Source organism: Candidatus Planktophila dulcis, from assembly GCF_002288225.1.
Classification (GTDB): domain Bacteria; phylum Actinomycetota; class Actinomycetes; order Nanopelagicales; family Nanopelagicaceae; genus Planktophila; species Planktophila dulcis.
Genome location: NZ_CP016777.1, coordinates 948,464 through 962,941, shown reverse-complemented (window position 1 = coordinate 962,941; position 14,478 = coordinate 948,464). Strand labels below are relative to the sequence as shown.

The window sequence follows — 14,478 nt, the reverse complement described above, 5'->3', positions numbered from 1 at the left end:
TAGGTTATCCGACTATGAACAGTTCAGAGAATGCATATTTTGCAACAGGATGCTTCTGGGGCGCAGAACGACGTTTCTGGAATATCGATGGAGTTATCGCCACAAGCGTTGGTTATATGGGTGGAGTACGAGAGAACCCTTCCTATGAACAAGTCTGCACCGGAGTAACAGGACATGCAGAGATGGTGGAAGTTACCTTTGATCCAACCCGCGTGAGCTATCGCAGACTTCTTGAAGAGTTCTGGGTGATGCATGATCCAACCTCACTCAATCGCCAAGGTGGAGATATTGGAACTCAATATCGCAGCGCCATATTCACAACCTCTGAATCACAGCAGCTACAAGCTGAGGTCACTCGCGATGTCTATCAAGCAGCGCTTACTCGTGAAGGCATTGATTCGATTGTCACTGAGATTAAGAGTGCAGACGGCGTGCCTTATTACCTCGCTGAGGAGTATCACCAGAAGTACTTGCAGAAAAATCCCAATGGATATGACTGCCACTCTTCAACGGGTGTGGCATTTCCTGCTCTCGCTAAGTAAGCGCTCGCCAGCAGTACCAGGCGACGACGCTTCGATAGGGGCGAAACTTCTCACCCTTCTTATCCAGCGCCTTTGGTTCAATCTCATCTTTAAGTGCATAGATCTTCTCCCAGCCGCGCCGCACACCGAGGTCTCCCGTGGGCCAGATATCAAGGCGACCTAGTTGAAACATCATAAACATATCAACTGTCCATGGCCCAATGCCCCATAGAGATGTCAGTTGATCAAAGATGAGTTGGTCATCATCTATTTCATGAAGTGTGTTGATCTTTATCTTCTTTGAGAGAGCAGCATCTGCAAGTCCTTGGATAGTTTTAAACTTTGCACCAGATACTCCAGCAGCGCGCATATCTGCCTCTGATATATCTGCAATGCGCCCTGGAACCATGCGCCCCTTAGTTAAATCCTTAACCCGCCCATAGATAGTGTCTGCAGCCTTAACAGCCAATTGCTGCGAGATGACAGATTCCACGAGAGCCTCAAAGTGAGTAACGGGCTTTGGATTACGGCCGATGGTGCATAAAGGGTGAGCATCGATGACCCGTGCAAGTCGTTTATCGCGCGTTGATAACTCCTTAGCTATCTTCTTCATCTGCGCTTGAGAGATAGTCATCTCGCTAGTCATAGATATAGCGTATTGACAGTGACATACTAAGTCCATGAGCGAGTTGCGGGCACTGGATCTCGGTGAATTACAGACGCATCGCAGTGAAAAGTGGAGAGCCTTTCCTAAAGATGTTCTTCCACTTCCTGTTGCTGAAATGGATTTCCCTGTAGCAGAGCCGATTCGCCAAACACTGCGAGAGATGATCGATCACTCAGATTTAGGTTATCTAGGCTTGATTCCAGAGATGGGAACTTCTTTTGCTGGATTTGCCGAGCGACGCTGGGGATGGAAAGTCGATCCACTTCAGGTGCGCATTGCAGCTGATGTGGGAGTTGGAGTTGTTGAAGTACTTCGAGTCATTACACAACCTGGTGACAAGATTCTTATCAACTCACCTGTCTATCCAAATTTTTGGACATGGAGCGCTGAAACCCATCTAGAACATGTAGATGTTCCACTGACGCAATCTGAGCAGCAAGTCAACGGCAGCAATTGGATTCTTGATTGGGAGGGCATTGAAAAGGCGTACGCATCAGGCATTAAAGCTCATCTGATTTGTAACCCTCACAATCCATTAGGTCGGGTCTATACGCGCGAAGAACTCTCACGTATTGCAGAGCTTGCAAAGAAGCACAATGTCTATGTTCTTAGCGATGAGATACATGCGCCTTTGATGTATTCAGAGCAGACTTTCACTCCCTTTCTTACAGTCTCCAACACTGCTCGTGAGGTTGGAATCACCATCACGGCTGCAAGTAAAGGTTGGAATATTGCAGGGCTTAAATGCGCCATCATCGTGACAGAGAATGAAAAAGTTCACGAGACGATGAATGCAATTGCCTCTGCTACTCACTACCGGGCATCACTACTTGGCGCTTTTGCCACAGTGACAGCATTTGAGAAGGGCGAGCCATGGCTAGATTCTCTGATGGTGCAGATTGACCACAATCGAAATCTCATCGCAGATCTGATTGCGGCAAAGACTCCAGGTGTTGGCTATCTCATTCCCCATTGCTCATATTTAGCGTGGCTGGATCTGACCAGTTTTAATCTCGGTGCGGACCCATCAGCTGTCCTTGTTGAGAAGGCAAAGGTGGCATTAGTTCCAGGACATCGCTTTGGTGCACAATCTGCCCAATTTGTTCGCCTCAATTTTGCAACAAGCCCAGAAATTCTTGAAGAGGCGTTTAATCGCCTCGCCACAGTTCTGCACTAACGATTACTCTTACCCAATGAGTTCTGAGAACCTTCATCCCGATACCCTTGCAATCTCTTCAGGGCGCCCAGCCCACGCTGCAGGTGTTGGTATCAACAGTCCTATCTCATTGAACTCAACCTTTGTTGCAAACGGCCCTATCAACTACGGGCGCACAGGTAATGAAACCTGGCAGCCACTAGAGGAAGCAATCAGCGCGCTGGAAGAGGCAACGTCCACACTTGTCTTCTCATCAGGAATGGCTGCCATCACTGCAGCATTTTCATTATTGCCACATGGTGCACCGATTGTTGCATCCGATCAGGGATATAGCGGAACGATGTCGCTGCTCAAGAGATATCACACAGAAGGACGCCTAGAGGTTCGCTTTGTTGATATCACTGATACCAAGGAAGTTATTTCACAACTACAAGGAGCAGCTTTCTTATGGGTGGAATCACCAACAAACCCAGGCCTTGGAGTAGCTGAAGTAGGCGTCATTATTGGCGAAGCAAAGAAGCGCAATATGGGCGTTGGCTTTGATAACACTTTTGCAACACCGCTCAATCAGAAGCCGTTGACATTTGGCGCAGATATCGTGATGCACTCGGTAACGAAGTATTTAGCAGGACATAGCGATGTCATCCTTGGTTCGCTCTCAATGAAAGACCCAGCTCTTCATGCACGCCTGCAGGATGCACGCGTTTCCTACGGCTCTATCGCTGGCCCCTTTGAATCATGGCTTGCACTCCGCGGAATTCGCACATTCCCACTTCGCTTTGCCAAGGCGCAGGAGAGCGCAGCAGCCCTTGCTAAGAAGTTAGCTGGCCATAAAGCGGTCACGAATGTGCGCTACCCAGGATTTGGTGCGATCGTCTCCTTTGAAATTACAGGGGATGCAGCAACTGCAGAGCGAGTCTGCGATAGCGCGTCATTGGTTACTAATGCAACAAGCCTCGGGGGAGTAGAGAGCACATGGGAGCGCCGCCGCCGTTGGCCGCTGGAAAGTGAAAACATTCCTGAAAATCTCATCCGTCTCTCTGTTGGTTGCGAGCACGTTGATGATCTCTGGGCAGATATCGACACCGCCCTGACTAAGGCTTAAAACGAGCGCAGTGCGCTAAAGGGGAGTATTTTTATCCTCATGAAAGCCCTTCGACGAGTCATTGCTGCAGTCACTGTTGGCATTCTCGCCTTTCGAGCAGTGGGAACATTTCTCTCATGGGTTGAGAAACAAGATGACACCGCAACCGATGCTTGGATTGATGAAGACGAATTTGAAGATGCATAAATGAGCGATCAATACATCGCAGGTTCATGCAACATTGGAAAGAGTGAAGTTCGCCAGCGACAAGTGGTGGCTCTCATTGGGCTCTTCTTGAGCGTCAGCGCACTGGCTGGATTTATATCGACAAGTGCCTCACCCAGTGTTCGACTGGGAATCTTTCTTCCACTCTTAGTTTTCTCTGTGGGATTTATTCAATCGCGTAAGAAATTCTGTTTAGCCTATGGGTTTATGGGCACTTTTAACTTTGGTCGTCTCGGTAAAGTCTCACGAGTTGGCGATAAAGCAGCGCTAGCTGCAGATCGTAAGACTGCGGCCTCAATTCTGGTTCAGTGCATAGGTCTTGCAGCCATTCTTACCTTAATCGTCTATCTTCTCCCGCTCGCTTAGTTCTCCACACCCCCCTTACATTTTCACCCCTTCAGTGACATTGTTGGCATTGTGAAAATAATTATTCATACCCGCCATGCAGAACTCGCAAGTGACTTTAAAGCAATTGCTGAAGAGAAACTTCAATCGATGGAACGTTTTAACGTTGTCATTGACCGGATTGAAGTTGAAGTAACTCATGAGGCAAATCCTCGACAAGGAAAGCAATCCCACAAAGTGGTAATCACATCTCACGGATCTGGCCCACTCTTGCGCGCTGAAGCAACAGGATTTAACGATGTTGCAGCCTTTGATGATGCGATTAAGAGTATTGAGCTACAGATTAGAAAAATTCATGAGCGAGAGAAGAGCCACAACCGTCAGACTGTGCGCACCATGAAGGTGGATGTAAGCGAGTAGCTATCGCTTCTTCTTTTCCTTCTGCTCACTCATTCCTTGAGGAGACATCTTCGCTGGTCGTTGTGGTTGCACTGGCGGCGAGGGAAGTGGCCCCAGTGCTTCAATCGCACTCTCGCGAGAAATAATCGCAGATGCCACTGCAGTTCGTCTGGCCGAAGTAATTGCATTCTTCTGATCAGGAGTAGTCGCTAGCAACATCGCACTCTTAGCATCGGCAGCAGATTTATCGATAGCGTTCTTAAAAGTTGCATTAATAGAACGAATCTTCATTTCGCGTTCTTGCAGAGCAAACATGTATGCATCGCGATCTTTCCTATATTGCTCTTGTGCCACTTTAAAAGTATCAATAGATGTCGATGCTGAAGGTGATGCTGATGGAGTAGGAGCTGCAAAGGCTGATACACAGCTGGATGAGATGAGCGCAGCCGAGAGTGCAATAAGTGCATATCTACGGTTGTTTGACATGATGTAATAGTAATTCCTCTGAGGTGTGAATATTCTGTGAAAGTCCTTTTGACTACGTGTGCATAGCCTTGAATTGGTAGCAAAGCAGCGCTACGCATGGCAAGGTATAGCCATGAGCCAATTAATCATGGTGATCGATGACGAGGCAGGAGTCCGTGATTTACTGGGCGATGCCCTCAAGCTTGCCGGCTTTGAGACCATCACGGCATCAGATGCGATGATTGCTCAGACTTTACTCAGAGATACGAAACCCGATTTACTGATTGTCGATATCAATATGCCGATGATGGATGGCTTTGAATTTATTGAACGCATTCGAAGCAATGGGGATAACACACCAGCGCTGATGCTTAGCGCACGCGGAGATCGTGCAGATATCACTCGAGGTCTTACCTTGGGCGCCGATGATTATGTCACCAAGCCTTTTGGACTTGAAGAGTTAGTCCTTCGCATCAAAGCAATCTTGCGACGTTCCCAATTTAGCGTTGAGACTCCTACAAGTCTCAGTTGTGGTCCGATTTCACTTGATAGTGATTCACATCAAGTGCGATTTAACGATGACGTTGTTGATCTCTCTCCTACAGAATTTCGCCTGCTCCACGTTCTGCTTGAGAGCAAAGGCAGGGTTTTAAGCAAGACCTATCTCCTGGATGAGGTATGGGGAATTACCTTTGAATCCGAAAGTACAGTTGTTGATACCTATATTTCCTATCTTCGCAAAAAGCTCCATCGTGATGGTTTTGAGGGAATTCGCACAGTAAGAGGAGTCGGGTTTCAGCTTCAAGCGGAGAAGAAGTGAAGTTCTCAGCCTTTACCCGCACCACAGTTGCAACCGTTTTCTTATTGACCGGAATTACCATGGGCGTTGGTGGCTTCTCGGTACTTCACTCGCAAGGGGCTGAGATCAATAAGGTCGATCAATCACTGGAGTTTGTAGTTCGAAGTGCATTTGAAAATCCCCAGCAACCTGTGGGGGCTGCACTCTTTGCCATCGAGCAATCTAGTTTGGATATTTCTCTGATCTTCTTAACCCATGAGGGGCAGGAGACAATTGTCCATGAATCATCCCTTCGCTATAGAGGTGCGCCAGATTTTCCTACCGTTGAATTAGCAACAACTCGCCCAGTTCAGATTCGAGATGGCGCGCCCTATCGATTCCGTGCAGTACTAGTGGAAGGCGGTGATTACGTACTCGTTGCACGCTCTACCGATGAGATTGATGCAAATTTCCGCTCCAATTTTCAATCATTAGCTGGATTTACCTTTGCTATCGACTCTCTTGCAGCACTTCTTCTCTTCTTCTACTTCCGCCGCACAAATCGAGGCTATGAGAGCGCATCCCTTGCACGCATGCAAGAGTTCTTAGGCGATGCCTCACATGAGCTGCGCACACCACTGACCGTCATTAAGGGTTATGTTGAAATGCTCAGCAAGAACCAACTGAAAGAAGATGCAGATAAGAAACGAGCATTTGATCGAGTGGGAACAGAGATTCAACGGATGGAATCCTTAGTGCAAGATCTCTTACTCCTTGCCGAACTCGGTGAGAGCGGCGTGCGAGATATTGAAAATATTGATTTGAGTGAAGTTTTGACCGCCCATGGCACGGACTTCATAACGCTCAACCCATCACGGAATGTGACTCTTGCTATTGCGCAATCAATTACTGTTGAAGCATCCCGTGACTACATGGCTCGCTTTATTCAAAATGCACTCACCAATATCATCCGCCATACCGATAGCAACGTGGCCGTGAATATCTCATTGGTATCGCGTGGTAAGAATGTTGAACTCATCATTGAAGATGCTGGAGGGGGACTACCAGAGAGCGCCTATCGTGAGGATATTCGTTCACTCAATCGCTTCGATAAGTCTCGCTCACGTGAAAATGGTGGTTCAGGCTTAGGCATGAGCATCATGTCTGCAGTGATTCAAAAGCTTGGTGGCAGATTCTCATTACGCAAGAGCGCGCTAGGCGGCCTTGCAATCGTGGTCGAATTACCGCAGGTGAGAGACTAAACTCGCACGTGTGAGCGATCAAAGCCTTGAAGCAACATTTGCTGAATTTGAAACACTCTTTGCCAAAACAGATTCTTTAGTGCGAGTTGTTTTGTCAGGTCGCCGCCGCAATATGCAGACACCGAATGAACGCATAGATATCCGCCCTGTTGCTCTTAAAGATGGACTTGCCATCCAGGTAAGCCATAGCGATGGCCGTCAGATGACTTCAAAGAATTATGCGCCAAGTGAAGCACCTTTTGGGCAGTTACTACGCGCAGGTTATGCCAATGTTCTTCTTGAACATATCCAAGGTTCCCTTGCTCTTCGCATCACCAAGAAAGGTGAAGCGCTTGTGCATCGCGAGAGTGGAGTGCGCGAGCAAGATCTCTCTCATGATCGCACCAAATCTCGATTACTTGATGCAGCAGACCCATTCCTGATTGCAGTTGGCATTTCAGATGCAAAGGGGCATGTGAAGCCGAGCAAAGTGGATAAATACAAGCAGGTGGAGGAGTTCTTACGACTTCTCATGCCAACTCTGACATCTGCAATCTCAGCAGGTCATATTCATCAGCCTTCAGAGAGTAATCCGCTGACCATCGTCGACCTTGGTTGCGGCCATGCCTATCTCACCTTTGCAGCCCACCAATATCTGCGTGCTCAAGGTGTTGCAGTCAAAGTAATCGGAATTGATGTGAGAGGCGCAGCTCGTGATCGCAACAATGAGATTGCTCGCCAATTAGGAATTGATAAGACCATTGAATTTAGGGCCGAGGAGATTGCAGATACGACTCTGGGTAGCGCTGATATCTCTATTGCACTGCATGCCTGCGACACAGCAACCGATGATGCAATCGCCTGGAGCGTTAACGCTGATGTAAAGCTTGCGCTGATTGCACCGTGTTGTCACCATGATATTCAGGCACAGATGAATGAGATTCCTGAGCCATGGTCACTACTGACTCGCAACGGGATTATGAAAGAGCGCCTTGGTGATCTTCTGACCGATGCCCTTCGCATGCAGATAATGAAGCTGCGCGGATATCGCGTGGAAGCAATTGAATTTGTTGGGGGAGAGCACACACCACGCAACCTCATGATCCGAGCGGTGAAGACGGGGGCACTTGCTGATGCTGGCGATGAGGCTAAATATGAGCAGATGCTCACTCTCTGGAAAGTTAAACCAGCACTTGCAACACTGCTGAACCGTTAGACTGCGCACTATGTCTAAGGTCCTTGCATCCCTTCCTGTTGGCGAAAAGGTCGGTATCGCCTTCTCTGGCGGTCTCGATACATCGGTAGCTGTCGCATGGATGCGTGCAAAGGGAGCTATTCCTTGCACCTACACAGCAGACCTTGGCCAATACGATGAGCCAGATATTGATTCAGTGCCTGTGCGCGCAAAAGAGTATGGCGCTGAGATTTCACGTCTTGTTGATTGCAAGACTCCACTGGTTGAAGAAGGACTTGCCGCCATTGCATGCGGAGCATTTCATATTCGCGCAGGTGGCAAGCAGTACTTCAACACCACACCACTTGGACGCGCGGTAACCGGAACGCTACTTGTTCGTGCCATGCTCCATGACAAGGTTGAGATCTGGGGCGATGGTTCTACCTATAAGGGCAATGACATCGAGCGCTTCTATCGCTATGGACTTCTTGCCAATCCCAACCTTCGTATCTATAAGCCATGGTTAGACGCAGATTTCGTGCGCGAGCTCGGTGGGCGCAAAGAGATGTCAGAGTGGTTGGTTGCCAACAAGCTTCCCTATCGCGATAGCGTTGAGAAGGCATATTCCACAGATGCCAACATCTTGGGTGCAACACATGAGGCGAAAGATCTTGAAAACCTTGATGCATCCGTTGAGCTTGTCACACCGATTATGGGTGTGAAGTTCTGGGATGCAAGCGTTGCAATCGCATCAGAAGATGTGAAAATCCAATTTGTTCAAGGTCGCCCCGTTGCTATCAACGGTAAAGACTTCTCTGATGTTGTTGCCTTGATGGATGAGGCAAATAAGATCGGTGGCCGCCACGGTCTTGGTATGGCAGATCAGATTGAGAACCGCATCATTGAAGCGAAGTCTCGCGGAATCTATGAAGCACCAGGGATGGCACTCCTCTTTATCGCCTATGAGCGACTTATCTCAGCTATCCATAATGAAGACACTATTGCTAACTATCACGCTGAAGGCCGCCGCTTAGGACGTCTTCTCTATGAGGGTCGTTGGTTAGATCCACAATCGCTCATGCTGCGCGAATCACTTACTCGTTGGGTGGCATCTGCTGTCACAGGTGAGGTAACACTGCGCCTTCGTCGCGGTGATGATTACTCCGTAATCAATACAACAGGGCCAGCTTTGAGCTATCACCCAGATAAGTTATCTATGGAGCGCACAGAAGACGCTGCTTTTGGTCCAACAGACCGTATTGGGCAGCTGACTATGCGTAATCTCGATATTGCAGATACTCGCGCAAAGCTTGAGATGTATCGCGATCAAGGCCAGCTCGGTGGCGGAGATTTCAACCTGATTAAGGAGCTAGAAAATTAATATACTCACACGCAAAATTCTCGCAGGCATCTTTGCCGTAGCTCTCATTGCCATCACAATTCTCGGAGGAATGAAAATGTCAGGAACAAGTGCAACAGTTCTACCCGTTGTTTCAGCAGTAGCAGGACAAGCGCCAACAATTTCAAAGCCTGAAGGCACACCACCTGCAGAGCTCTCCTTCACAGATGTCATTGTGGGCACTGGTGCTGAAGTTCTTCCCACATCAACGTTGACTGTGCATTACACACTGATGGCTTGGTCGACAGGAAAGATCATTGAATCTTCATGGAGCGGACAACCTGCAACATTTCCACTAGCTCAAGTTGTTGAGGGATGGCAGAAAGGTCTACCGGGAGCCAAGGAAGGTGGACGACGTCTTCTGATCTTGCCACCATCAATGGGTTATGGCTCAGCAGGAGCAGGACCTATCGGCCCTGATGAAACTTTGATCTTTGCAGTCGATATTATCGGCGTTGCTTAAAGAAGTTACTTCTTCTTAAACCAGACCGTAGTACCTGCAGTAATGCGACCATTCACCAGCGGTGATGATGCAATGAGGATTTCACCCTTTGGCATTGGATAAGCATGTCCGCGGAAGTTAGTGATGCAGTGCCATCCATTAGGACGTGAGTAATGCAGCACGGAGATATCTTTTGTCTTATGCCACTTGATATCTTCCTTGGTCTGTAGCTCGCTGCGGAGCTTGAGAGCCTTGCGATAGATGGATAGTGGTGAGAGAGAATCTTTCTCCTCAACTTCTACTGAGTAATCAGCAAACCACTTCGGCTGTGGCAGGTGAGCTCCACCTGAACCAAAGCCAAATGATGAACCAGATGATGTCCATGGCAGTGGTACACGGCAACCATCGCGACCCTTATCAACCTTTAAATTACGTAGGTATTGAGGGTCCTGGATATCTTTTTCAGGAATATCAGTTACTTCATGCAAGCCCAGCTCTTCACCTTGATACATATAGGTAGAGCCTGGAAGGCCCAAGATATAGAGCGTTGCAGCAAGTGCGTTCTGAGTGCCTGACTTCATATCAATCGGATGAGATGTGCCGTTTGAGAGCATCCAATCGCGACGCTCAACTGCTGGGTTGAGCCCCATCTTCGTTGCATGGCGAATCTGGTCATGGTTAGACAGAGTCCATGTGCAGGAAGACTTATTCTTCTTGGCAAGATCAATTGCTTCCTTCGTTGCTGCCTTGTAAGCAGCTGCCTCAAAGGGAGTTTCGATAAAGCGAAAGTCAAAGCACTGACCTAAAGTCTTTGTGCTTGCATAGAGTGGAAGACGCTCAGGGTGAACATAGGCTTCAGCAACTGCAACACGTGGTGGGTCGTATTGATTAAATACCTTGCGCCACTCCTTATAGATAGCAAAGACTTCGTTGCGATCGCCCCAAATACCCTTGCCCTTATTGCCGCGCTGTTCCAAACCTTCGTGCACAGGCATACTGCGAAATGGCTCTGAGAGATCTTTAGCAAGACCATGTGCCACATCGATACGGAATCCGTCGACGCCGCGATCTGACCAGAACTTAAGAGTCTTAAGGAAATCTTTCTGAACTTCACGATTTTCCCAGTTGAAGTCTGGTTGTTCGGGTGCAAACCAGTGAAGGAACCACTGATTGTTCTTTCCACCAAATGTTGATTCGTGTGTCCATGAAGATGGGGCGAAGTGTGAAACCCAGTCTGATGGTGGGAGTTCGCCATTTGCACCCTTACCATCGCGGAAGATGTAACGCTCGCGCGCCTTGGATCCTGGTTTTGCATCGATTGCTTCCTTAAACCATTCGTGCAAATTTGATGAGTGGTTTGGAACGATATCTACAAATACACGGATGCCTTGCTTGTGAAGGCCGGCCAACATCTCGTCAAAGTCAGCAAGAGTTCCAAGCTTGGGATCAACATTGCGGTAATCATCAACGTCATAACCACCATCGGCTAGCGCTGATGGATAGAAGGGGCTGAGCCAGACCGCATCGATTGCAAGAGACTTCAGATATGGAATACGTGAAGTGATTCCCTTGATATCTCCAATGCCATCGCCATTTGAATCGGCGAAGCTGCGTGGATAGATCTGATAGATGGCAGCTTGGCGCCACCAATTCTTATCGGTACTCAGGCCTGAACTCTTCTTCGTGGTCTTTGACATGCGCGGAACTCTACGGAAGAGGCAGGTATTGGCGATACCTAAACACGCATATTGTGATGTAAATGAAATGAATTTGCAGTTTTGTGCAGGGATGCCCAAATATCTCTACCCTGTACCCATGACTCTGCTGCATATCCTGGATCTGCTCTCCACCTTCGTCTTCGCACTCGTTGGCGCAAGGGTCGCAGCAGATAAAGGTCTTGATTACGGCGGCATCGCATTTATTGCTGGCATTGCATCTGTCTCAGGTGGAACTCTTCGAAATATCTTCTTAGGACTTCGCCCCATCTGGATTATTGATCCATGGATTATCACCAGCATCATCGCAGCAGTTGTAATCACCTTGGTATTTAGACGAGTGACTCATGTGGGTAAGACGTTGCTCATCATGGACACATTTGGTCTAGCCGTTGCAACGATGTCGGGGACCCAGCTTTCATTCGAAATGGATGTCACCTGGTTTGCAGCGATTCTGCTGGGCGTTATCACAGCAGTAACTGGTGGACTCTTGCGAGATGTTCTCTGCCAGCTTGAGCCCGTGCTTCTCCATCGCGAAACAATCGGAACTTCAGCGATGATGGGCGCCATTACCTTTGTGGCACTTCACCAATTTAGCTTTGGGGACAATATCTGCGCGATTGTCGGGGGAGCAGTAGTAATCCTGACGCGCGTGGTTTCAATTCACTTTGATCTGCACTTACCAAAATTCAGTAAGTAGTCCACTAAGTGGGTTGTGAGGGACTCGAACCCCCGACCCAGGCATTAAGAGTGCCTTGCTCTACCAACTGAGCTAACAACCCATTTAAGTGCGTAAACACTTAAATGCAGAGCAGACCCTACCAGCGAGGCGCGCCTTGTATAACCACGTATCTAGGGCGAAGATAGTGAGATGTCTCGCTGGGAAATACGGATAGCCACAGTTATTGCTGCGATGGCTCTTGGGCTTTCCCCGACGGCAACAACGGCTGCAGAGCAGCCAGGCCTTGCTATAGCCGCCCTTGAGACTTTGCCTGTAAAGGGGCGCGCACCAAAGACTGGATATACCCGTGATCAATTCGGGCAGGCATGGGCCGATGTTGACCGCAATGGGTGCGATACCCGAAACGATATCTTGAAGCGAGATTTAACATCTCTTACCTATAAAGCTAAAACTCGTAATTGCGTTGTTCTCTCTGGCACTTTGCTAGACCGCTATTCAGGGGAGAGCATCAATTTTCTTCGAGGAAATATCACCAGCATGGAGGTGCAGATAGATCATGTGGTGGCGCTATCCAATGCCTGGCAGACAGGAGCATTCAAGTTAACAGCAGAGCAACGCAAGGCGCTCGCTAATGATCCACTCAACCTCTTTGCTGTCAAAGGTCGCTTGAATTCACAGAAGGGCGATGGCGATGCTGCAACATGGCTGCCACCGCTCAAGAGTTTTAGATGTGTTTATGTTGCTCAGCAGATTGCGGTCAAGGCTAAGTATTCGTTATGGGTTGTGCCACCTGAGAAAGCTGCGATGCTCTCTATCTTGGCAAAGTGCCCAACTCAGAAAGTTCCTGTTAGTTAGGAAGATCTACGGTGTAGTGAACACCGCCAAATTGCTTACGCCACTGCGTCACTTCACTCTTTACTGACTGTGAGTCAACGTTTACATCAAGTGATCGTGCAATGAAATCAGCAAGCGCATCCATATGCTCAACCTTCATACCAAGGCGCACGATCTCAGGGGTTCCAATACGTAGGCCGTTGAGGTCACCTTCCACTGCTGCTATCGGTAAACCGATTCCGCATGCAAGAAGGCCTGCTTGACCCATGCGCTGTGCTGCTCGCTGTCCGCCGCCATAGGGGGCTGCAATGATTGCGAATTGGTGAGAGGTCGTAAAGCCTTTATCGGCTGCATAAATATTGACACCACGGCTTTGTAGATTCTGCGCCAGTGCTTGTGATGTTTTGACCATCATCTGCGCATAGGCAGGTCCTACTGTCTTCCAATCTTGCAAGGTGATGCCAAGAGCTGCCGTCTTTGCAGCATCGAAGTTCGCGGTAAGACCTGGATATGCGATGGCATCTAACTTCTGTGCGATGGCATCATCATTGGTGACAATCAGTCCACCTGCAGGACCACCAAGTGACTTATAGGTAGAGAAGGTCATCAGGTGTGCACCTTCAACAAGAGGCTGTGGCCAGACCTTTCCAGCGATCATTCCGCAGAGGTGGGCTGCATCAAAGAGAACTTTTGCACCGACTTCATCTGCAATCTCGCGCACCTTAGCAATCGGGTGGTGAAAGAGATTAAGAGATCCACCGACTGTAATCATCGCCGGCTTTACATCAATAGCCAGTTTTCTTAAAGCATCGATATCGATGGTGTAGCCGGTCTCATCAACAGGTGCTGAGATTGTGTTGAGTCTGTAGAGACCAGCAGAGCCACCTTTATGGTGAGTGACATGTCCACCGATAGTTGCTGGGGGAGCGATGATCGTGTCTCCCGGTTCTGTATTTGCCATAAATGCATAGAGGTTTGCAATAGCACCAGATGGAACACGAAACTCTGCATAGGTTGACCCAAATACTTCACAGGCTAACTCTTGTGTGATGATTTCAATCTGCTCGATAGCGCCAAGGCCAGTTTCATATTTATCACCAGGATGTCCTAGGGATGCCCGTGAGCTCATACCTGATGCCAGCATCTTCTCTGCGCGAGGATTGAGAATATTTGTGGCGGGATTGAGATTGATTCCTTCAATATCGTGAAGGCGATGGTTCTCTTGCGCTAGCTCTTCAATCCAGCCCTGCACATCAGATGCCGACTTGTTATCTACTTGCGATGCAATACGAGTGATGAGCTCTTGTGATGCCGGGGTTGCCCAACTCTGAGTCTTAAGAGACTGTGTCAT

Annotated in this window: 17 protein-coding genes and 1 tRNA gene; 13 read left to right on the top strand and 5 right to left on the bottom strand. The window is 48.5% G+C overall.

The window, feature by feature from the left end:
* Positions 1 to 14: 14 nt before the first annotated feature.
* Positions 15 to 542 carry a peptide-methionine (S)-S-oxide reductase MsrA gene (msrA, locus tag A1sIIA65_RS04905; protein WP_095676446.1) on the top strand — a complete coding sequence of 176 codons (528 nt, stop codon included), beginning with the start codon at positions 15 to 17 and terminating at the stop codon, positions 540 to 542.
* Here msrA and A1sIIA65_RS04900 read toward each other — a convergent pair.
* Positions 535 to 1,167 (bottom strand): DNA-3-methyladenine glycosylase family protein, encoded by a 633-nt coding sequence (locus tag A1sIIA65_RS04900; RefSeq protein ID WP_223298027.1) that lies wholly within the window; start codon positions 1,165 to 1,167, stop codon positions 535 to 537. The genes msrA and A1sIIA65_RS04900 overlap by 8 nt on opposite strands.
* A 34-nt stretch (positions 1,168 to 1,201) precedes the next feature.
* Between A1sIIA65_RS04900 and A1sIIA65_RS04895 the strand changes: the two genes are divergently transcribed.
* From A1sIIA65_RS04895 to hpf, 5 genes are read left to right on the top strand one after another with little or no spacing between them, the layout of a single operon-like run.
* Positions 1,202 to 2,365, top strand: coding sequence for a MalY/PatB family protein (locus A1sIIA65_RS04895; RefSeq protein WP_095676445.1), 1,164 nt, complete (start codon positions 1,202 to 1,204; stop codon positions 2,363 to 2,365).
* A gap of 16 nt (positions 2,366 to 2,381) precedes the next feature.
* Positions 2,382 to 3,449 (top strand): trans-sulfuration enzyme family protein, encoded by a 1,068-nt coding sequence (locus tag A1sIIA65_RS04890; protein WP_095676444.1) that lies wholly within the window; start codon positions 2,382 to 2,384, stop codon positions 3,447 to 3,449.
* A gap of 39 nt (positions 3,450 to 3,488) precedes the next feature.
* Positions 3,489 to 3,635 (top strand): hypothetical protein, encoded by a 147-nt coding sequence (locus A1sIIA65_RS07020; RefSeq protein WP_190277103.1) that lies wholly within the window; start codon positions 3,489 to 3,491, stop codon positions 3,633 to 3,635.
* Positions 3,636 to 4,019 carry a hypothetical protein gene (locus A1sIIA65_RS04885; protein ID WP_095676443.1) on the top strand — a complete coding sequence of 128 codons (384 nt, stop codon included), beginning with the start codon at positions 3,636 to 3,638 and terminating at the stop codon, positions 4,017 to 4,019.
* 51 nt (positions 4,020 to 4,070) lie between these two features.
* A complete protein-coding gene (gene hpf / locus A1sIIA65_RS04880) occupies positions 4,071 to 4,418 on the top strand; it encodes a ribosome hibernation-promoting factor, HPF/YfiA family (protein ID WP_095676442.1) in 348 nt (115 codons plus the stop codon).
* On the opposite strand, the gene A1sIIA65_RS04875 is transcribed toward hpf, so the two are convergent.
* Entirely contained in the window at positions 4,419 to 4,883 is a 465-nt protein-coding gene (locus A1sIIA65_RS04875) for a hypothetical protein (protein ID WP_095676441.1), read from the bottom strand.
* Between the two features lie 112 nt (positions 4,884 to 4,995).
* Here A1sIIA65_RS04875 and A1sIIA65_RS04870 point away from each other — a divergent pair, with 112 nt between their 5' ends.
* From A1sIIA65_RS04870 to A1sIIA65_RS04850, 5 genes are all read left to right on the top strand, one after another.
* A complete protein-coding gene (locus A1sIIA65_RS04870; RefSeq protein ID WP_095676862.1) occupies positions 4,996 to 5,682 on the top strand; it encodes a response regulator transcription factor in 687 nt (228 codons plus the stop codon).
* Positions 5,679 to 6,902 carry a sensor histidine kinase gene (locus A1sIIA65_RS04865; protein WP_095676440.1) on the top strand — a complete coding sequence of 408 codons (1,224 nt, stop codon included), beginning with the start codon at positions 5,679 to 5,681 and terminating at the stop codon, positions 6,900 to 6,902. Before A1sIIA65_RS04870 ends, A1sIIA65_RS04865 begins: the two co-directional genes overlap by 4 nt.
* 10 nt (positions 6,903 to 6,912) lie before the next feature.
* Positions 6,913 to 8,097 carry a class I SAM-dependent methyltransferase gene (locus A1sIIA65_RS04860; protein ID WP_223298511.1) on the top strand — a complete coding sequence of 395 codons (1,185 nt, stop codon included), beginning with the start codon at positions 6,913 to 6,915 and terminating at the stop codon, positions 8,095 to 8,097.
* A 10-nt stretch (positions 8,098 to 8,107) separates the two neighbouring features.
* A complete protein-coding gene (gene argG / locus A1sIIA65_RS04855; RefSeq protein ID WP_095676439.1) occupies positions 8,108 to 9,436 on the top strand; it encodes an argininosuccinate synthase in 1,329 nt (442 codons plus the stop codon).
* Positions 9,437 to 9,512: 76 nt separating this feature from the next.
* Positions 9,513 to 9,917 (top strand): FKBP-type peptidyl-prolyl cis-trans isomerase, encoded by a 405-nt coding sequence (locus A1sIIA65_RS04850; RefSeq protein WP_095676438.1) that lies wholly within the window; start codon positions 9,513 to 9,515, stop codon positions 9,915 to 9,917.
* Positions 9,918 to 9,922: 5 nt separating this feature from the next.
* Here A1sIIA65_RS04850 and A1sIIA65_RS04845 read toward each other — a convergent pair whose 3' ends face one another.
* Positions 9,923 to 11,593 (bottom strand): glycoside hydrolase family 13 protein, encoded by a 1,671-nt coding sequence (locus A1sIIA65_RS04845; RefSeq protein WP_095676437.1) that lies wholly within the window; start codon positions 11,591 to 11,593, stop codon positions 9,923 to 9,925.
* Between the two features lie 118 nt (positions 11,594 to 11,711).
* Here A1sIIA65_RS04845 and A1sIIA65_RS04840 point away from each other — a divergent pair, with 118 nt between their 5' ends.
* Positions 11,712 to 12,311, top strand: a complete 600-nt coding sequence (locus A1sIIA65_RS04840; protein WP_095676436.1) for a trimeric intracellular cation channel family protein — start codon at positions 11,712 to 11,714, stop codon at positions 12,309 to 12,311.
* A gap of 9 nt (positions 12,312 to 12,320) precedes the next feature.
* On the opposite strand, the gene A1sIIA65_RS04835 is transcribed toward A1sIIA65_RS04840, so the two are convergent.
* Positions 12,321 to 12,393: transfer RNA gene (locus tag A1sIIA65_RS04835), tRNA-Lys, on the bottom strand.
* 89 nt (positions 12,394 to 12,482) lie between these two features.
* On the opposite strand from A1sIIA65_RS04835, the gene A1sIIA65_RS04830 reads away from it, so the two are divergent.
* Entirely contained in the window at positions 12,483 to 13,148 is a 666-nt protein-coding gene (locus tag A1sIIA65_RS04830) for an HNH endonuclease family protein (RefSeq protein ID WP_095676435.1), read from the top strand.
* Here the strand turns inward: A1sIIA65_RS04830 and A1sIIA65_RS04825 are convergent.
* Positions 13,141 to 14,478: a serine hydroxymethyltransferase gene (locus tag A1sIIA65_RS04825; protein WP_095676434.1), complete on the bottom strand. Its 1,338-nt coding sequence runs from the start codon at positions 14,476 to 14,478 to the stop codon at positions 13,141 to 13,143. The genes A1sIIA65_RS04830 and A1sIIA65_RS04825 overlap by 8 nt on opposite strands.